The sequence below is a fragment of the Ancrocorticia populi genome (assembly GCF_003123745.1).
GTDB lineage: Bacteria > Actinomycetota > Actinomycetes > Actinomycetales > Actinomycetaceae > Ancrocorticia > Ancrocorticia populi.
The window spans coordinates 161,406-179,818 of record NZ_QETB01000005.1; the positions used below are offsets into that span (position 1 = coordinate 161,406).

An 18,413-nucleotide genomic window follows, 5' to 3' on the forward strand; every position below is an offset into this window, starting at 1 on the left:
CTGATATTAGGCAAATCGGCTTGGTTGAGTATGCTAGTGACGTGCTCAGAATGTCTACGCTATTTGTCCGCACCCTGCGCGAGGATCCTGCCGATGCAGAGGTGGCAAGCCACAAGCTCCTTGTCAGGGGTAGTTATATCCGCCGGGTCGCCCCTGGAATCTACACGTGGTTGCCGCTCGGGCTGAAGGTCCTCTCCAAGCTGGAGACGATCGTCCGCGAAGAGATGGACGCCATGGGTGCCCAAGAGGTGCTTTTTCCAGGCCTTCTTCCGCGCGAGCCCTATGAGGCTACAAACCGCTGGACTGAGTACGGGCCCACCGTGTTTAAGCTGAAAGACCGCAAGGAAGCCGATTATCTTCTGGCGCCAACCCACGAGGAGATGTTTACGCTTCTCGTCAAGGATCTGTACTCCTCATACAAGGATCTTCCGGTTGTTTTGTACCAGATTCAGACGAAGTACCGGGACGAGGCCCGCCCGAGGGCGGGGGTTATTCGTGGGCGCGAGTTCGTGATGAAGGACGCCTACTCGTTTAATATCGACGACGACGGGCTTGACGCCACCTACTTCACCATGCGTGAGTCCTATCAGAAGATCTTCCAGAGGCTGGGGCTGCCCATCGCCATCTGCCGGGCAATGTCCGGGGCTATGGGCGGATCGCGCTCCGAGGAGTTCCTGTTCCCGTGCGAGATCGGCGAGGACACTTTCGTTCGCTCTCCGGGCGGCTACACCGCCAACACGGAAGCCGTCACGACGCCGCCACTGCCGGAGCTGGATTACGCGGGTGTTCCAGCGCCGGAGCCGGTGGATACGCCCGACGCGACAACCATTGAGACTCTTGTGGCGGTGGCCAATGATCTGCGTCCCCGCGTTGACCGTGCATGGGAGGCCGCAGACACCCTGAAGAACGTTGTGGTGACCTTGACGCACCCAGCGGGGGAGCGCGAGCTCCTCATCATCGGGCTACCGGGTGAGCGCGATGTGGATATGAAGCGCGTGGAGGCGTCCCTTGCCCCCGCCGAAGTAGAGATGGCAACGCCCGAGGATCTCAAGGCGTTCCCCGAACTAGTACCGGGGTATATCGGCCCAGAGGTAATCGGGCCGCAAAGCGCGCGGCGCTCCGAGGATGAACCGATGGCGCTACGCTACCTCATCGATCCTCACGTGGCCCGTGGCAGCGCATGGATCACCGGCGCCAACGAGCCCAACAAGCACGTCTTCAATCTCGTGTACGGCCGCGACTTCGAAGCGGACGGAACCATCGAGGCCGCGGAGGTAGTGGCCGGAGATGAGGCCCCTGATGGCTCGGGACCGCTTGAGATCGCTCGCGGTATCGAACTCGGCCACATCTTCGAACTGGGCCGGAAGTACTCCGAGGCCCTTGACCTCAAGGTGCTCGACCAGAACGGCAAGAGTCAGATCGTCACCATGGGTTCCTATGGACTGGGCGTGACGCGGACATTGGCCGCGCTAGCGGAGTTCAACCACGATGAGGCTGGGCTCGTGTGGCCCGAGGAGATCGCTCCGGCTACCGTACAGATCCTCGTGACGGGCAAGGGCGATGAGCTTTTCGAGAAGGCGGACGCGCTTGCTCGCGAATTTGAGGCCGAAGGTATCGAGGTGTTGGTCGATGACCGCAAGAAGGTTTCTGCCGGCGTGAAGTTCAAGGACTTCGAGTTGCTTGGCGTTCCATATGGTGTGGTGGTGGGCCGCGGGCTTGCCGATGGCACCGTGGAGCTGCGTAGCCGGCGCACCGGGGAACGCGTTGAGGTTCCCGTGGGCGAGGCCGTTGCGAAGTTCGCGGAGTTTAAGGCGTAGTTAGGCCGGGGAATGGCAGGGCCGCGGAACGCTCTGCCGGGCTTACATACAGCGAGCAGGCGTAGGAGATAATCGCGCTGCGATCATCTCCACTGGCGCTCGCTGCTGCGGAGACGAGTGAACTCGAAAGGTCGCTCAGTCCCACCTGCGTATAGGTCTCTTCCTCGGAGAGTGTGGGGTAAGCTGCGAACGCCTCGCGATCATCAGCTAGGCCGGTGGCTAGCATCGCCTCGATGAAGGAGTTCAGGGATTCGACTCGGGCAACTTCTGCTTCCCTAGAATCGGAGTCCATGCGGGCCGTGTCCGTTTCGATCCACTGACGCGAGTTATCTGCCACGGTCAGGAGTTCGGGGGTGGCGGACACTTGGGCAGCCGCGGTGATGTCCAGCTCTCCGCAGCTTGCACTGGAGCCTCTGCTATCCGCGTAGTTGCCCGCCAAGAGCTTCGAGCTGAGGGCCATCGAGGCCAGCAGTGTCTGGCTTTCCGGTTCGGCCGAATCCATGGTTGCTAGGGCGGAGTCCGAGAACTCCTCTAGGGCCGTCAGCAGTTGATCTCCTGAGGCTTCGGCTGGTGCCGCCGTCTCTAGGGGCGGGTTGGTATATCCGGACGGGGCGCCGGAGGGCCACGGTACCCATACTCCGCCTAACTGTTCTACGTAGGCGGAAGCGGTGTCATGGATCGCAGCAAGTTCCATCGAATCTGGAGATGAATCGAGGAGATGTTGAGCAGAATCGCTGATGTTGCGAGCTTCAACGGCCAGTGACTGGCGGGCACTTTCTTCGGCTGTGGGTTCTTCGGGGGTGAGATCCACATTTTCCCAGCGGCCGCCCATTGCCACGATGGCTCCGGCGAAAATGGCGATTCCGATGAGGACTCCAACGATGAATCGGAGGGTTGAGCCCTTCTCCTGTGATTGCTGCATGCTGCCATCTTGCCATGCCGGGTGTTGTTACACACGAAGGACTCATTTCAACGGACGCTATGGGGGCGGGTAGTCTTGACCCCATGGCAAAGTCCTCACAACGTAATCGCAAGCCGCATACCGATAAGCGCCGCGACAATGACGCACTGTCGTCGTCGATCGCTGTGGCTATTGAACCCATCGTGACCGGAGAGAATCTCTATTTGGAGTCCGTTAAAGTGGGCAGGGCCGGGAACCGGGCGGTTGTGAAGATCGTGGTAGATCTGCCCGACGGCCCGGGCGGAGTAGATTCGGATTCACTCGGGGCCGTTTCGCGGCTGATCTCAGCTAGGCTGGACGATGTGGATCTTGTTGAAGGCGCCTACACGCTTGAAGTCTCAACGCCCGGGGCTGATCGGGTGCTGACAACGCCGCGTCATTTCTCCCGTTCTGTTGGACGGCTCATCTCCATCCGAGGTGCTGACGGAACTGCGAAGATCGGGCGCCTCGAATCGGTTGAGGGAGACACTCTGTACCTCAAAGGCGATGAAGGAACATATACTTGGGCGTTGTCAGATATTGAGAGCGCGCGCGTTCACGTTGAACTGAGCAATTCTCAAGCGGACTCGGAGGACTAGGGAAACGCCATGGATATTCAGATGAATGAACTCCGCATCGTGGAGAGTGAGCTGGGAATCAGCGTTGGCGTCTTGGTCGAGGCCATCGAGGATGCCCTGTTGCACGCCTACCAGCGTGTGCCCGGAGCTATCCGTGAAGCCCGCGTAGAAATGGACCGGACAACCGGCAAAGTGACTGTGTGGGCACCCGAGGTTGACGATGAGGGCAACAAGATCGGGGAGTTCGACGATACTCCAGGAGATTTCGGGCGAATCGCGACGGCCACTGCAAAGTCGATCATCGCTCAGCGCCTGCGGGATGCCGAATCGGATCGCGTGCTCGGCTCATTCAAGGGCAAGCAGGGCGAAATCGTTTCCGGCGTGGTCCAGCAGGCCAGTACACGCAGCGAATCCCGCGACATCCGCGTGGATGTGGGTGAACACGAAGCGGTACTGCGCTCCGAGGAGCAGGTTCCAACCGAACATTTCCATCATGGCGATCACATTCGAGCGCTCGTGCTGGATGTAACCGTGACTCCGCGCGGCGCCTCAGTGAGGCTTTCGCGCAGCCACCCAGATTTCGTCCGTCGACTCTTCGAGCAGGAAGTTCCCGAAATTCAGGACGGTACGGTAGAACTGGTTGCTCTGGCGCGCGAAGCTGGTCACCGCTCCAAGGTGGCTGTGTGGACGGCTGATGCCGATCTCAACGCTAAGGGTGCCTGCATCGGCCATAACGGTCAGCGCGTACGTGCCATCACCACAGAGCTCAATGGGGAAAAGATCGATATCGTTGATTATGACGATGATCAGGCAACGTTTATCGCTGCCTCCCTTTCCCCGGCAAAGGTTTTGCGTGTGGATATCCTCTCCCGCGATCAGCGGCAGGCCCGCGCCATTGTCCCGGATGAGCAGACTTCACTTGCCATTGGGAAAGAGGCACAGAACGTTCGGCTCGCAGCTAAGCTGACCGGCTGGTCCATTGACATTCGCAAGAAGTCGGAGGATCCTCTGGCGGAGGAGGAGCAGGAGATCTAGCCCTCTATCCGGCCATTGAGTGACCTTGCGCTCGGCCGTGGGCATTTTGTGCCCAAACACGTTAGGATACATACGGTTGACCAATAGGTGGGAGCCTCTGTGACTCAAACACAGCGCACATGCGTGGGCTGCCGTGAGGTCGATGCCGTGAAACATCTAGTTCGGATCGTTGCCGTTAACACTGCCTGTCAGGTAGATGAGAAGGGCAATGCTGCGGGTAGGGGAGCGTGGATTCATCCGAATTCAAGCTGCTTGAACCGTGCAATACGGACTCATGGATTTGATCGAGCCTTCCGCAAGAGCGGGCTGGATTGTGAGCCCGTAAGCCGATGGCTAGACAACAAGAGCTCAGGCGTGGATGCGCCCGAGCTGACCCGAGAAAAAGAAAGCGGGTAGGAACCCGATGGGCACCCAATGAGTACCCAGCGATGAGCTGCCAGCAATAAGGGTCTGACGCGTGGCGCAGACCCTACGAAGGAGAACTGTGGCCAAGTTACGCGTCCATGAGCTCGCGAAAGAATTGGGCATTACGAGTAAGAACTTGCTCGAAGTGCTCAAGGAATCCGGTGAGTTCGTCAAATCAGCCTCGTCAACAATCGAGGCACCTGTTGTGCGAAAAGCACGCGAATACGTGGAAGCTCATCCCGAGCTTTCCAACAAGAAGCCTGCCGCCAAGAAGGCAAAGCCAAGCGGTGAGGCTGAGAAGAGCGAGCCTAAGAAGGCCGCCCCGAAATCCAAGGCGAAGCCAGGCCCTAAGCCTGCTGCGCCAAAGCCTGAACCTGAGGCCAAGCCCGCTGAAACTGAGGCTAAGCCCGCCCCTGCGGAGCCAGTAGCGGAAGAGAAGACCGAGTCTGCTGAGCCGCACCCCACACAGGCGAGTGGTTCACCAATTACACCGAAGTCCGCCGCACAGTCGGCCGCCAAATCGGCACCTAAGCCGCACGCGCCGAAGCCCAAGCGTGATGATCGCCGTCGCGATGATCGGCGTCACAAGAACGATGGTCAGCGCGGTGGCGGACGCAATTCCGCTCCGCGTCCGGGTAACAACCCGTTCGCTTCGAATCAGGGAATGCCCCGCCCAGCCGGTCCGCGTCCCCATGCTCCGCGTCCGGGTAACAACCCGTTCGCTTCGAATCAGGGAATGCCCCGTCCAGGCGGAGGCCAAGGCGGCGGCCCGCGCCCGCAGGGCGGCGGTTCGCGCTCCGGCGGCGCGGGTAAGGCACGCCCGAGCGGTCCTCGCCCCAGCCCCAACATGATGCCTAATCATTTGGAGCAGCAGCCTTCTTCACCCAGCCGTGGTGGAGGCCGTGGGCGCGGCGGCAATAGCGGCGGTGGCCGTGGTGGCCGTCCGGGTACCGGTGGTGGCTTCACCCGTTCCGGTGGTAAGTCGCGTGGCGGTTCAACCGCCGGCGCGTTCGGCCGTCAAGGAGGGCGCCCCACCCGTGGGCGCAAGTCCAAGCGGGTCAAGCGCGAAGAATGGGAGAACCAGAGTTCGCCCATGGTTCAGGGTGTTCAGGTTCCCCACGGCGATGGCACCACCGTTGTGCGTGTGCGCCAAGGCGCCTCTCTTGGGGACTTCGCGGAGCGTATCGGCGCGGATCCCGCAGCACTGATCACCGTCTTGTTCCGTATGGGCGAGATGGCAACCATGAACCAGTCGCTGGACGAGGACACGTTCAAGCTGCTAGGCGCAGAACTGGGATACGACGTTCAGGTAATGTCCGCTGAGGACGAGGATCGCGAGATCCTCGAGCAGTTTGATATCGATCTGGATGCCGAAGAGGCTGCAGAAGACGATGAGAACCTTGTCGCACGCCCGCCGGTTGTCACGGTTATGGGCCACGTTGATCACGGTAAGACCAAGCTGTTGGACGCGATCCGCCACGCACGCGTGTTGGAGACCGAACACGGCGGCATTACCCAGCACATCGGCGCTTATCAGGTGCACATCGATTATGAGGACACGGATCGTGCCATCACCTTCATCGATACCCCTGGTCACGAGGCGTTCACGCAGATGCGTGCTCGCGGTGCCGACATTACGGACGTTGCGATCCTCGTGGTTGCGGCAGATGACGGCGTGATGCCCCAGACGGTTGAAGCGTTGAACCATGCTCAGTCCGCCGGAGTCAAGATCGTGGTTGCGGTCAACAAGATCGACGTGGAGGGGGCCAACCCCGCCAAGGTGCGCGCACAGCTGACCGAATATGGTTTGGTTGCCGAGGAATACGGTGGCGATACGATGTTCGTGGATATTTCCGCGAAGCAGCGCACCGGTATCGACGATCTGCTGGAGGCCGTGCTCTACACGTCTGACGCAGAGGTTGATCCGAAGGCCAATCCGGACAGGCCCGCTCGTGGCGTTGCCATCGAGGCAAAGCTGGATCAGGGCCGTGGAGCGGTTGTCACCGCACTAGTTGAAACCGGCACTCTGCGAGTTGGCGATCCACTTGTTGTGGGCGCCGCTCACGGTCGCGTTCGCGCTATGTTTGATGAGTCTGGAGCTAACGTGGAAGAGGCGGGGCCGTCGCGTCCCGTCCAGATCCTCGGCATGTCCGCGGTTCCGTCCGCAGGCGATAGCTTTATCGTTGCGAGCGATGATCGCACGGCCCGTCAGATCGCTGATAAACGAGAGGCCGCCAAGCGTGCCGCGACACTGGCCAAGCGCCGCAAGCGCGTCTCCCTCGAGAACCTCAACGAGGCGCTTAAGGAAGGCACGGTCCAGACGCTCAACCTCATCCTCAAGGGTGACGCCTCCGGTTCTGTCGAAGCACTGGAGTCCTCTCTTCTGGAGGTCGAGGTCAGCGATGAAGTTCAGCTGCAGATCATCCACCGCGGCGTTGGCGCCATCACTCAGAATGACGTCAACCTTGCCACCGTGGATAACGCGGTCATCATCGGCTTCAACGTTCGGCCCGCCGAGCGCGTTCAGGAGCTTGCTGACAGCGAGGGTATCGAGATGAAGTTCTACTCGGTGATCTACAAGGCGATCGAGGATGTGGAGGATGCTCTCAAGGGCATGCTCAAGCCCATCTATCAGGAAGTCCAGCTGGGAAGCGCGGAGATCCGTCAGGTCTTCCGTTCAGGCAAGTTCGGCAATATTGCTGGTTCTATCGTGCGCTCCGGCACGATCAAGCGCGGCACAAAGGCTCGCTTGGTCCGCGATGGCGTTGTGATTGCTCCAGAACTGGAGATCGCCTCGCTTCGCCGCGAGAAGGACGATGTTACGGAGGTCCGCGAGGGCTACGAGTGTGGTATCACGCTTGGCCACAAGGACATCCAAGAAGGCGATATTATCGAAACCTTCGAAATGCAGGAGAAGGCGCGCGACTAACATATCGCGCAAGCATCGGCGGCGGGCTACCCTAGTGGTGGCCCGCCGTTTCGACCGAAAGGTGGCATCATGCCAAATCCACGAGCAACACGTATCGCGGGGCGCATCCAGCAGATTGTTGCCTCCCTTGTGACAACACGACTGAAGGATCCCCGGCTGGACATGGTCACGATCACCGATGTCAAGGTGACCGGCGATCTCCAGCATGCAACGGTCTATTACACCGTTTACGGCGATCACCAGAAGCAGGCAGATGCCCGGCGCGGTCTCGAATCGGCCAAGGGGAACATTCGCTCGCAGGTGGGCCACCAGCTGGGTCTTCGCCTGACACCAACGATTGAGTTCGTTGCGGACGCACTGCCGGAGTCTGCCCGAACCTTCGAGGATGCCCTGACAGCGGCAAAGTTCCGTGATGAGCAGATTGCGAAGACCGCCGAGGGAGCTGCGTGGGCGGGGGAGTCCGATCCCTACCGCAAGCCCGAGGATATTGAGGGCGACGAGTTAGATGCCTGACCGGCCGCCACGGCCCTGGGGTGAGTTGCCTCGCGCTGAGGCAACTGCGCCCGACGGGCTGATCGTCGTGGATAAGGATCAGGGCGTCACCAGCCACGATGTGGTTGGAGCGATGCGGCGATTAGCGGCCACTCGAAAGGTGGGACACGCAGGAACCCTCGATCCCATGGCCACGGGAGTGCTGTGCATCGGCATCGGTAAGGCAACGAAACTGCTGCAGTACGTCACGGGCGCGGACAAGGAGTACCGCGCGACCATCCGGCTGGGTGTGAACACCCACACCGAGGACGCCGAGGGCGAGGTGACCGCCGTGCGCGGAGTTTCGAGCCTCGGATCGGATACATCTGCGATCGATCGAGCCATCGGGCAGCTACGTGGAGATGTCCAGCAGCGTCCGAGCTCCGTGAGCGCGGTGAAGGTGGATGGCCAGCGGGCGTATGCCCGCGTGCGGGCCGGTGAGCAGGTTGAACTTGCTGCCAGGCCCGTGCACATCGAAGGATTCGAGCGGGTGGGTGAACCCCGCCCGGCACTGCACGGGGTAACGCCCGTGCTGGACGTGGACGTTTTGGTCCGGTGTTCGGCAGGCACCTACGTTCGCGCGCTTGCCCGTGATGTCGGAGATTCGCTCGGAACCGGTGCTCATTTGACTTTCCTTCGGCGAACCCGGGTTGGAGCATGGGAGGTTGGGCAAGCCAACTCGGTGGCTCAGCTCGCGAGCTTGGTTCGAGCCGGGGAGGAACTTCCCGTCGTCGGTATAACAACACTCTGTACCCAGCTCTTGCCGTGCGTGGAGGTGAGCGAGGAAGAAGCAACCGCGCTTGCCCACGGCCAGTTCATCGCGGGACGCGAGACTGAAAACACCCCTGCGGCAGCATTATGCAACGGCCGAGCCGTCGCTCTGATCTCCCGGCGCGGATCGAAAATGAAACCGGATCTCTTACTCGTGCAGTGAGGGGCCACCGAAGCGATAAGGTATGACTCGTGAGTAATGAGAAGAAGCAAGAATCCACGTGCGGTTGCGGCGGAGCGTGCGGCGGCCACGGATCGGGGGCCCGGCAAGCTGGCGGTCCTGCTCGCCACACTGACGGCCCTGCAGCCAAGGAAAAGGCGGCTCAGGGATTCGCTGACCTATCTGATGGTCGATTGAATTTGGGGCTGCGGGCGTCCAAGTGAACAGAATAGACGTCTGGCGCCACCCCGAGGATATTCCCGCGGACCTCGGCCCAACTGTTGTGACTGTGGGCGTGTTTGACGGAGTCCACCGCGGGCACCACGCGGTGCTCTCCGAGACGGTGCGCAACGCCCGGGAACGGGGGCAAAGGTCCGTTGCCCTCACATTTGACCCGCATCCGGCTACCGTGCACCGTCCGGATCATCCGGTCAAGTTGGTTGCGACTCTGGAGGATCGCATCGATCGCCTAGCGGCTGCCGGAATCAATGCCGTATACGTTCAGCACTACACGCTTGATTACGCTCAGGCCACCGCTGAATCCTTCGTGCGCGATCAACTCGTGGGTGGCCTGCACGCGAGCCTCATCGTGGTGGGCGAGGATGCCCGATTCGGCAGGAACAACGCCGGGGATGGGGACCTGCTGATCGATATGGGCAGCAAACTCGGCTTCGAGGTGATCCTCCTCAATGATCTTGGCGAACCCGCTGGACGCCGGTGGTCCTCGACATGGGTGCGCGAGCTGTTAGCCGCGGGTGACGTAGAAAAGGCTGCAGAAATCTTGGGCAGGCCCCACCGCCTACGCGGCGCCGTAGTGCACGGATTCCAGCGTGGGCGAGAATTGGGTTTTCCCACCGCTAATCTCAAAGGCGAGGAGTTGGGCGAGATCCCAGCCGATGGTGTGTATGCCGGATGGCTGGTGAGAAACGTACCCGGCACAAGTGCGGCCGAATACCTCCCGGCCGCCATCTCCGTAGGCACAAACCCGCAGTTCGATGGTGTTGAACGCACGGTTGAAGCCCACGTGCTGGGCCGTGCTGATCTCAACCTCTACGGCGAAGAGCTAGCCGTTGATTTCATTAAGCGCCTTCGCCCGATGGTTTCCTTCGAATCGGTGGACGGGCTGCTCTCCCAGATGGATGAGGATCTGCGCAATACGGCCTTAACTCTGGGCGTGCCAACCGCAGGGCGTGTTGATCCCGATGAGGTCACGGCGATTTAGTGCGGCGTGCAACTTCACACTTGGAGCAAGGACTCGCACGTATTTACCAGTGTTAGACTAGCGGAGCCGTCAGATCGGCCACGGATGCGTCATTGCCTGGGAGAACATGCCCCGGAGCTCCGTGCAACGGAACCTTAAAGGAGAAACATGGCCCTGAAGCCTGAAGAAAAGCAGAAGATCATCGCTGAGTATGCAACGCATGAGGGCGATACCGGTTCACCTGAGGTTCAGGTAGCACTTCTGAGTGCACGAATCAGCGAACTTACGGAGCATTTCCGCACTCATCATCACGATCACCACTCACGTCGTGGTCTGATGCTTCTCATCGGCCAGCGCAAGCGCCTTCTGGCATACCTTGCCGAAGAAGATATTGAGCGTTACCGTTCATTGATTTCCCGTCTCGGCCTGCGCCGGTGACGAAGTGACGGCCCGGGCCTAGCCCGGGCCGTTTACTGTATTTCTACAAGTTGAATTAGGCCCGGTTGTCGGTTGTGTCCTCCGGAAGGTTTCCGTGGGTTTCAACTGATGGCCGTGCCAAGATAAGAAAGGGGTCCCTGTGGAGGGTCCTGACGTACATAGTTCAGAAGCCGTTATTGATAACGGCAATTTCGGCACACGCAACATTCGCTTCGAGATCGGCCGGCTAGCCCAGCAGGCCAACGGCTCGGCTCTCGCCTACTTGGACGGAGAGACAACCGTCTTCTCCGCCACCACGGCGTCCAGCAAGCCGAAGGAACACTTCGATTTCTTCCCGCTGACCGTTGATGTTGAGGAGCGCTCCTACGCTGCTGGCAACATCCCCGGATCGTTCTTCCGGCGTGAGGGCCGTCCTGGCACGGAGGCGATTCTGGCTGCCCGCCAGATCGATCGCCCGCTGCGTCCCGCCTTCAAGAAGGGCATGCGTAACGAGGTCCAGATCGTTGCCACCGTAATGTCCATTCATCCGGATGATCAGTACGATGTGCTTGCGATCAACGCCGCATCGCTATCCACTTCACTCGCTGGTCTGCCGTTCTCCGGCCCAGTTGGTGGCACCCGCATGGCCCTTGTTGATGGCCAGTGGATCGCCTTCCCGCACTGGAGCGAGCTGGATCGCGCCACATTCTCCATGTCGGTTGCTGGCCGCCTCACCGAAGATGACGTTGCCATCATGATGGTGGAAGCCTCAGCTCCTGAGAACGCCGATGCCACGATCAAGTCCGGTGGCGCCAAGCCCACCGAAGACGTTGTGGCTCAGGGCCTGAACGCGGCCAAGCCGGTCATCCGCACCCTGTGCGAGGCTCAGCTTGAGCTCATCGAGAAGTATGCGAAGCCCACCGGCGATTACCCGTTCTTCCCCGATTACACGGAAGAGCAGTACGCTGCCGTAGAGAAGCAGGTTGGCGATCGCTTCCAGCCGATCCTCGGCATCGTTGCCAAGGCTGAACGTGATGATGCTCTTAACGAGCTCACCTCGGCCGTTGTGTCCGAGCTTGCCGAGCAGTTCCCGGAGGAAGAGGGCATGCTTGCCCTCGCCGTGAACGCCAACTTCAAGCAGGTCATGCGCCGCCACGTGCTGACCGAGGGCGTGCGTATGGACGGCCGTACCCCCGTTGAGATCCGCTCGATCTCGGCAGAGGCCGGCGTGCTCCCACGCGTACACGGCTCCGCTCTGTTCCAGCGCGGCGAGACCCAGATTCTGGGTGTCACCACGCTCAACATGCTCAAGATGGAGCAGCAGCTGGATAACCTTTCTCCGGTCACCCGCAAGCGCTACATCCACCACTACAACTTCCCGCCTTACTCCACCGGTGAGACCGGCCGAGTTGGTTCCCCCAAGCGTCGCGAGATCGGCCACGGTCACCTCGCAGAGATCGCTCTGGAGTCCCAGCTACCCGAGCGCGAGGAGTTCCCCTACGCGATCCGACAGGTCTCTGAGACCATGGGATCGAACGGTTCCTCCTCGATGGGCTCGGTCTGCGCCTCTACGCTCTCGCTTCTGAACGCGGGCGTTCCGCTCAAGGCCCCCGTGGCCGGAATCGCTATGGGCCTCGTGTCCGACGTGATCGACGGTGAAACCCGCTACGTCTCCCTCACCGACATCCTCGGTGCAGAGGACGCGCTTGGCGATATGGACTTCAAGGTTGCCGGAACTCGCGAGTACGTAACGGCCCTTCAGCTGGACACCAAGCTGGCTGGCATCCCCGCCGCCGTTCTTGACGCCGCTCTCAGCCAGGCCCGCGATGCACGCTTCGCGATTCTGGACCTCATGAGCGAAGCCATCGATGGCCCGGACGAGATGGCAGAGACCGCACCTCGCATTATCTCGGTGAAGATCCCGGTAGATAAGATTGGCGAAGTGATCGGGCCCAAGGGCAAGATGATCAACCAGATCCAAGAGGATACTGGCGCCGACATTTCGATCGAGGACGATGGCACCGTGTTCATCGGTGCATCGGACGGGACCTCCGCAGAGGCCGCCCGCACCACGATCAACGCGATCGCCAACCCCCAGTTGCCCGAAGCCGGAGAGCGCTACATCGGAACAGTGGTCAAGACCACCACGTTCGGTGCATTCGTTTCCCTGACCCCGGGCCGCGACGGCCTCCTCCACATCTCCCAGATTCGCCGCCTCGTTGGCGGCAAGCGTGTGGAGAACGTGGAGGATGTCCTCAACGTCGGAGATCGCGTAGAGGTGGAAATTGCCGAGCTGGATCAGCGTGGCAAGATCTCGCTTCACGCGGTTGTCGAGGGCGAAGAAGAAGCCCCCGCTGAAGAGCAGAAGCAGGAGCAGCCACGCCGCGAGCGTCCCGAGCGCGGTTCGCGCCGTGGCTCCCGCCAGCGCCGCCGTACGCACGAAGGCTCCTCTGACGCCGAGTAAGTACTAGGCACCAAGTGCAGCTGTGGGCCCCAACGTTCGAAAGAGCGTTGGGGCCCACAGTCATGCCGTGGGATTGGCCGCAATCTAGGCATATGACCCGCTGCCTCGGTTAGGCTGGAGGGGTGAGCGAATCTATCGATTACACTGAAGCGCCCCTTGATCTGGATTTTTCGCGGGGTGGTTTATCCCTAGAGGAAGAGGGAAAGCTCCTGCGCCGCTCCGTCCTTCCCGGCGGTGTGCGGGTCCTGAGCGAGAGAATTCCCCATTCCCATTCCACCAGTATCGGCCTGTGGATCGGTGCCGGCTCACGTGACGAGGGCGATGAGGCCCGCGGATCCACTCACTTTTTAGAGCATCTCCTGTTCAAAGGCACACGCAATCGTGGTGCCAAGGAGATCGCAGAGCGCATCGATTATCTGGGCGGAGATTTCAACGCCGCCACCGCCAAGCAGTACACCTGCTATTACGGCCACTGTTTCGAGCAAGATGTGGCCCCCAGCCTCAACCTTCTGAGCGATATGGTCACTGGCGCGCGGCTGGACGCTGGCGATATGGAGATGGAGCGCGGGGTGATCCTCGAAGAGCTCTCGATGTACAACGATGACGCCGCTGAAGTTGCTCACGAGGCCATCACCTCCATGGTGTTTGGCGATCACCCGCTAGGACGCCCCGTGGGTGGTACCCGCGAATCCGTGAGCGCCTTGGCCAACGAGAGCCTCCACAATCATTATTCGGCGATGTACGGCCCGAGCGAACTGGTAGTCACCGCCGCCGGAGCGGTGGATCACGAGCAACTGTGCGAACGTGTGCACGCCGAGCTAGAGGCCGGCGGCTGGGACATGAGCGGCCCCGGAGTTCCCGAACCCCGGCGTACCGCCTCACTGATCGCGCCAGTGGAACCCGCAACCCGGTATATTGAGCGCCCCGTCGAACAAGCCGCCGTGATTCTCGCGGCCCCTAGCTTTGACCTTTTCGATGAGCGGCGCCGTGCGCTTTTCGCCATGAACGCGATTCTGGGCGGCGGTACCTCGTCACGCCTCTTCCAGAAGATTCGTGAAGAGCGGGGTTTGGCCTACTCGACGTACTCATTCCCGAGCCTGTTCCCAGAAGGCGGAATGTACGGCATGTACGCAGGATGTGCGGTGGCCAACGCATCCGAGGTGGCCACGCTGTTGGCAGCCTGCCTCGAGGAGATCGCCGCAGACGGAGTGAGCGATGCCGAGGTGGAATCGGCCTACCGCAGGATTCGGGCCGAGATCATCTTTTCTAATGAGCACTTGAGCTCCCACATGAACCGGTTGGGAAACGCGGAGCTGATTCGGGGCTCGCTCACCTCCCAGTCCGAACTACTGCGCAAGGCCCGCGCTGTCACGGCCGCGGACGTCCAAGAGGTTGCCCAGTTCATCGCTTCTCAGCCGCGTTCGCTGGTTACGGTGGGTCCCGCGGTAGGCTAGTGCCTATGATCAACGTCGCAGTGATAGGCGCCCAGGGGCGCATGGGTACAACCGTCTGTTCGGCCGTCGAGGATGCGCCGGACATGAACCTCGTGGCACGCCTCGATGTGGGCGATACACTTGATACAGGTTCGTTGAACGGCGCTGAAGTCGCCGTAGATTTCACGGTTCCCTCAGTGACCGAGGCTAACGTGCACGCGGTGTTGGAGGCGGGGGTTGACGTAGTTGTCGGCACAACGGGATGGAACGAAGAAACTCTGGCCGGGGTTCGAACCAAGGCCGAAGAAACGGGCCGCTCCGTCATCATTGCTCCCAACTACGCACTTTCCGCAGTCCTCGTCATGAGCTTTGCGGAAAAGGCGGCGCCCTACTTCGAATCGGTTGAAGTGATCGAAATGCACCACCCGGACAAGGTGGATGCTCCTTCTGGGACGGCCAAGACTACGGCTCAGCGCGTTGCTGCGGCGCGTGGGGACCTCCCGGAAAGCCCGGACGCAACGGAGACTGATCCGGCCGGCGCGCGCGGGGCCAAGATCGATGGCGTGAGTGTTCACGCGGTGCGGCTGCGCGGCCTGAATGCCCACGAGGAAGTCCTCCTAGGTAACCCCGGCGAGCAGATGGTGATCCGCCAGGATTCTTTCGATCGTTCCAGCTTCATGCCTGGTGTGCTGCTCGCGGTGCGCGCTGTTATCGGGCGTGGCGGCCTCACCTACGGCCTCGACGAGGTAATGGGCATCTAGGCGTCAGAGAGCATTGCGTACCAGCAGTGCTCCGTGGCCTCTTCTGATCCGATTTGCATGCTCCGCCGGAGGCCCGTTGGCGCAAAGCCAGCGCTGTGAAGGAAGTCCGTGTGCGCGTCATCTCCGGCCAGCACCCACATTTGCACAATGGTTGCGCCCTGTTCGCTGGCCAGATCCGTTGCTGCGGCCAAGAGACGGGATCCGTGTCCCGCGCGCCCGTTTTCCGGGGGTACCTCTAGGGCGGTTATTTCGACGACGACGGGAAGTTCTTCCTCAGGTTCTTCACCATCCGCGGCTTCCACATGGGTGGGGGAGACGGCGGCAAATCCCACTACCTTCCCCTCATCCACCGCGGTCAGGACCGCGTGCTCGGGGCTGGGGAGATCGGTGATGGCCTGCTCCCATTGGCGCGAAAAGGCCTCGGGCACAAACACCTGAGCAATTTCTGGCTCGGGATCCTTCCCCAATGCCGCCACGATGGCATCGTGCATGGTTTGGGCGTGAATGGCCCCAATAAACTGTGCGTCTAGTGCCGTTGCGGGCCGGACAAAAACGTGGTTTCCCATGTCTCTAGGATACGCGATACAGGGAGCGAGCCAAGTCACAGCCTCATTAATGGACGATGCGGACATTAGTCCCTGCTCGCAGTTGCTCTCAGAGCATGAGGTTAGGCGTACCTGACTTAAAGATGGAATCGATGGGGGATTGCACCAAGTGTCTGAACTGAAGCTGGTAAAGCTGCGCCCACTGGCGGGCCGCGGTGGTATGTTCGCGATGGTCATTGCGCTATGCATCGTATTCTTACCTTTCCTCTCCTCCCCGTCGTATGCGGCAGATAAGGACTGGGATTCCTACGCGGACCAGATGATCGAGAAGATCGAGCAAATCCCAGATCAGTACGCTGCTGAGGACATTTCCGGCGTTGAAACGTCAATCCGGCAGGCTTATTACGAGATCCACCAAGTTAGCGGGATGGAAGCTGAGATCGATCACCGTTTGGGTGAAGATCGCAGCGATGCCTTTGTATCCCAGCTCCTGTCCCTCCGGGACTTGAGCCAGAACGGTGTCTCTCAGGAAGAGATCGAAGCTGCGACGAGCGAAACGATTGAACTCCTCCAAACAAATGTAGCTGACCTGAAGGATGCTCCCGAGATTAATGACAAATGGTCCCGCGTAGCCACCCGATCGATCGATCAGGTTGAAGCCGCAAAAACGGCCTATGCCGCGGGCGATTACAGCACAGCGGCGAACGCGGCTCGCGATGCCTACCTTGCCCACTATGAAGCGGATGGTCTTGAGAAGGCGACGATCTCCTACATCGGCCAGAGCCGAGTCAGCGAGGTCGAGAGCATGTTTACTCAGCTTCGCCAGACGGGGCGAGATGGCGAAATATCCGTCGATGAGTTCAACGCCAAGGCAGACGAACTGATTTCTGCCCTGACTGAAGATGCAACCGAACTCGACGCATTGACCTCCTCCGGCGAACTCGGCTGGACTGGATTCTGGGCCTCGTTCGCGATCCTGCTTCGTGAAGGTGCAGAGGCACTGCTCGTAGTTGCCGCGGTGGTCACCTATGCGATGAAGGCAGGACGTAAGGATCAGCTGGTAGGCATCCTCGTGGGAGTTGCTGGAGCGCTCGCGATTTCCATCGGCCTCGCCTTCGCTTTCTCGAAGATCACCAGTTCTGCCGCTACTGGCTTCGGGCAAGAGGTAATCGAGGGCGTCACGGGCTTGCTCGCGGTAGTCATGCTCATCTGGGTGTCTAACTGGATCCTCTCGAAATCATCGGGCAATAAATGGCAGAAGTACATTGAGCACACAGCAGGCGAAGGCACGTCCTCTGGTGGAGTATTCGCCCTAGCATCTGTGGCATTCCTCGCGGTGCTTCGCGAGGGTGCGGAGACGATCCTCTTCTTTAGCCCGATCATCGCCGCCAGCAAGACGGGGGCGGATCACGCCAAGATGTGGCTAGGCATTGGAGCAGCCGTGATCATCTTGGCGATCATGTTCACCCTCATCTGGGTATTCGGAGTACGCCTACCGATGAAGGCGTTCTTCAAGTGGACATCAGTACTCCTTGGAATTCTCGCTGTCACCATCGCCGGTGGGGCCATCAAGGAATTCCAAGACGCAACTCTCGTGCACGCCACCGCAGTTGGCGGTGTGCCCGAGGTGAGTTGGTTGGGTCTCTACCCAACCGTCGAAACGTTGGCAGCTCAGGCATTCGTGATTATCATTCTGGTGATTCTCGCGGTCCTCCAACGCCGGAGCGCCAACCAATCTAGGCAGCAGGCCACACAGGATGACCCTGCAGCCACCCACACGAAATGAAAGGAAACAAGGTGAAGAACAAGAAGTTTCTAGCCTTAGTGGCCGCAGCAACGATGGCCTTCTCTCTTAGCGCATGCTCGTCTGACGATGACAGCGCGGACACCGCCGAGGAAACCACCGCAGCCGTTGCGGATGATGAGAAGGACACCGCGGGCATCAACGAACTCCCTGTGGGAGATTCGGGCCCTCAGACCGATGGCCCGCTAACGGTAGATGCCGTCTACTTCCAGGCGATTGATCTAGAGCAGGGCTCCATGGCCATGCCAGCTGCTTCAGAATCGGATATGCACTTCGAGATCGATATCGCCACAACGGACGAAGCCACCGAATGGGGATACGAGGCGGACCAGTTCCTGCCTTACCTCGACATCAAGGCCGTTGTGACCAACACCGATACGGGTGAGGAAACCGATCTGGGAACCATGATGCCGATGATCGCCTCCGACGGCCCGCACTATGGAAACAACATCTCGCTCGAGCCCGGTAACTACGATGTGTCGTTGACCGTCACCTCCCCGGCTGACGATTTCATGCTCCATACGGGCAACGATTCGTCCGGCGTTAAGGGCCGTTTCTGGGACGAGCCGCTGAAGTTTGAGTTCAAGAACTGGCAGTGGGACGGTCAGCTGATCTAAGTCCC

General features: G+C 60.4%; 17 protein-coding genes. 15 read left to right on the forward strand and 2 right to left on the reverse strand.

Features of this window, described 5'->3' with window-relative positions; translation table 11 throughout:
* The first annotated feature begins 50 nt into the window (after positions 1-50).
* On the forward strand, positions 51-1,817 hold the full coding sequence (locus DD236_RS09960; protein WP_243410247.1) for a proline--tRNA ligase: 1,767 nt from the start codon (positions 51-53) through the stop codon (positions 1,815-1,817).
* On the opposite strand, the gene DD236_RS09965 is transcribed toward DD236_RS09960, so the two are convergent.
* A complete protein-coding gene (locus DD236_RS09965) occupies positions 1,807-2,739 on the reverse strand; it encodes a hypothetical protein (RefSeq protein WP_109094245.1) in 933 nt (310 codons plus the stop codon). The two genes, DD236_RS09960 and DD236_RS09965, sit on opposite strands and share 11 nt — an antisense overlap.
* An 83-nt stretch (positions 2,740-2,822) precedes the next feature.
* On the opposite strand from DD236_RS09965, the gene DD236_RS09970 reads away from it, so the two are divergent.
* From DD236_RS09970 to dapB, 12 genes are all read left to right on the forward strand, one after another.
* A complete protein-coding gene (locus DD236_RS09970) occupies positions 2,823-3,356 on the forward strand; it encodes a ribosome maturation factor RimP (RefSeq protein WP_109094246.1) in 534 nt (177 codons plus the stop codon).
* Between the two features lie 9 nt (positions 3,357-3,365).
* Entirely contained in the window at positions 3,366-4,370 is a 1,005-nt protein-coding gene (nusA, locus tag DD236_RS09975; RefSeq protein ID WP_109094247.1) for a transcription termination factor NusA, read from the forward strand.
* A gap of 123 nt (positions 4,371-4,493) precedes the next feature.
* Positions 4,494-4,766: a YlxR family protein gene (locus tag DD236_RS12470; protein WP_423716468.1), complete on the forward strand. Its 273-nt coding sequence runs from the start codon at positions 4,494-4,496 to the stop codon at positions 4,764-4,766.
* Positions 4,767-4,854: 88 nt separating this feature from the next.
* Positions 4,855-7,704: a translation initiation factor IF-2 gene (gene infB, locus DD236_RS09985; protein ID WP_109094249.1), complete on the forward strand. Its 2,850-nt coding sequence runs from the start codon at positions 4,855-4,857 to the stop codon at positions 7,702-7,704.
* Positions 7,705-7,773: 69 nt separating this feature from the next.
* On the forward strand, positions 7,774-8,217 hold the full coding sequence (rbfA, locus tag DD236_RS09990) for a 30S ribosome-binding factor RbfA (RefSeq protein WP_109094250.1): 444 nt from the start codon (positions 7,774-7,776) through the stop codon (positions 8,215-8,217).
* Positions 8,210-9,169 carry a tRNA pseudouridine(55) synthase TruB gene (gene truB, locus DD236_RS09995; RefSeq protein WP_109094251.1) on the forward strand — a complete coding sequence of 320 codons (960 nt, stop codon included), beginning with the start codon at positions 8,210-8,212 and terminating at the stop codon, positions 9,167-9,169. The genes rbfA and truB overlap by 8 nt, the downstream gene beginning before the upstream one ends.
* A 36-nt stretch (positions 9,170-9,205) precedes the next feature.
* The gene (locus tag DD236_RS12080) at positions 9,206-9,364 is read left to right on the forward strand and encodes a hypothetical protein (RefSeq protein WP_165819894.1); all 159 of its coding nucleotides are present in this window, start codon (positions 9,206-9,208) and stop codon (positions 9,362-9,364) included.
* A 31-nt stretch (positions 9,365-9,395) separates the two neighbouring features.
* Entirely contained in the window at positions 9,396-10,388 is a 993-nt protein-coding gene (locus DD236_RS10000; protein WP_109094354.1) for a bifunctional riboflavin kinase/FAD synthetase, read from the forward strand.
* Positions 10,389-10,535: 147 nt separating this feature from the next.
* Positions 10,536-10,805 carry a 30S ribosomal protein S15 gene (rpsO, locus tag DD236_RS10005; RefSeq protein ID WP_109094252.1) on the forward strand — a complete coding sequence of 90 codons (270 nt, stop codon included), beginning with the start codon at positions 10,536-10,538 and terminating at the stop codon, positions 10,803-10,805.
* Between the two features lie 139 nt (positions 10,806-10,944).
* Entirely contained in the window at positions 10,945-13,248 is a 2,304-nt protein-coding gene (locus DD236_RS10010; RefSeq protein WP_109094253.1) for a polyribonucleotide nucleotidyltransferase, read from the forward strand.
* A gap of 122 nt (positions 13,249-13,370) precedes the next feature.
* On the forward strand, positions 13,371-14,702 hold the full coding sequence (locus tag DD236_RS10015) for a M16 family metallopeptidase (RefSeq protein ID WP_243410254.1): 1,332 nt from the start codon (positions 13,371-13,373) through the stop codon (positions 14,700-14,702).
* Positions 14,703-14,707: 5 nt separating this feature from the next.
* The gene (gene dapB / locus DD236_RS10020) at positions 14,708-15,442 is read left to right on the forward strand and encodes a 4-hydroxy-tetrahydrodipicolinate reductase (protein ID WP_109094254.1); all 735 of its coding nucleotides are present in this window, start codon (positions 14,708-14,710) and stop codon (positions 15,440-15,442) included.
* On the opposite strand, the gene DD236_RS10025 is transcribed toward dapB, so the two are convergent.
* Entirely contained in the window at positions 15,439-16,008 is a 570-nt protein-coding gene (locus tag DD236_RS10025) for a GNAT family N-acetyltransferase (RefSeq protein WP_165819895.1), read from the reverse strand. The two genes, dapB and DD236_RS10025, sit on opposite strands and share 4 nt — an antisense overlap.
* A 148-nt stretch (positions 16,009-16,156) precedes the next feature.
* On the opposite strand from DD236_RS10025, the gene DD236_RS10030 reads away from it, so the two are divergent.
* Together DD236_RS10030 and DD236_RS10035 are read left to right on the forward strand one after the other, a co-directional pair.
* Entirely contained in the window at positions 16,157-17,773 is a 1,617-nt protein-coding gene (locus tag DD236_RS10030; RefSeq protein WP_207785790.1) for an FTR1 family iron permease, read from the forward strand.
* 11 nt (positions 17,774-17,784) lie between these two features.
* Positions 17,785-18,408, forward strand: coding sequence for an iron transporter (locus tag DD236_RS10035; RefSeq protein WP_243410256.1), 624 nt, complete (start codon positions 17,785-17,787; stop codon positions 18,406-18,408).
* Positions 18,409-18,413 lie beyond the last annotated feature (5 nt).

Excerpts from the sequence above, each read along its gene's own strand:
- DD236_RS09960 (WP_243410247.1), top strand. The coding sequence starts at position 51 with ATGTCTACGCTATTTGTCCGCACCCTGCGCGAGGATCCTGCCGATGCA.
- DD236_RS09965 (WP_109094245.1), bottom strand. The coding sequence starts at position 2,739 with ATGCAGCAATCACAGGAGAAGGGCTCAACCCTCCGATTCATCGTTGGA.
- DD236_RS09970 (WP_109094246.1), top strand. The coding sequence starts at position 2,823 with ATGGCAAAGTCCTCACAACGTAATCGCAAGCCGCATACCGATAAGCGC.
- nusA (WP_109094247.1), top strand. The coding sequence starts at position 3,366 with ATGGATATTCAGATGAATGAACTCCGCATCGTGGAGAGTGAGCTGGGA.
- rbfA (WP_109094250.1), top strand. The coding sequence starts at position 7,774 with ATGCCAAATCCACGAGCAACACGTATCGCGGGGCGCATCCAGCAGATT.
- truB (WP_109094251.1), top strand. The coding sequence starts at position 8,210 with ATGCCTGACCGGCCGCCACGGCCCTGGGGTGAGTTGCCTCGCGCTGAG.
- DD236_RS12080 (WP_165819894.1), top strand. The coding sequence starts at position 9,206 with ATGAGAAGAAGCAAGAATCCACGTGCGGTTGCGGCGGAGCGTGCGGCG.
- rpsO (WP_109094252.1), top strand. The coding sequence starts at position 10,536 with ATGGCCCTGAAGCCTGAAGAAAAGCAGAAGATCATCGCTGAGTATGCA.
- dapB (WP_109094254.1), top strand. The coding sequence starts at position 14,708 with ATGATCAACGTCGCAGTGATAGGCGCCCAGGGGCGCATGGGTACAACC.
- DD236_RS10025 (WP_165819895.1), bottom strand. The coding sequence starts at position 16,008 with ATGGGAAACCACGTTTTTGTCCGGCCCGCAACGGCACTAGACGCACAG.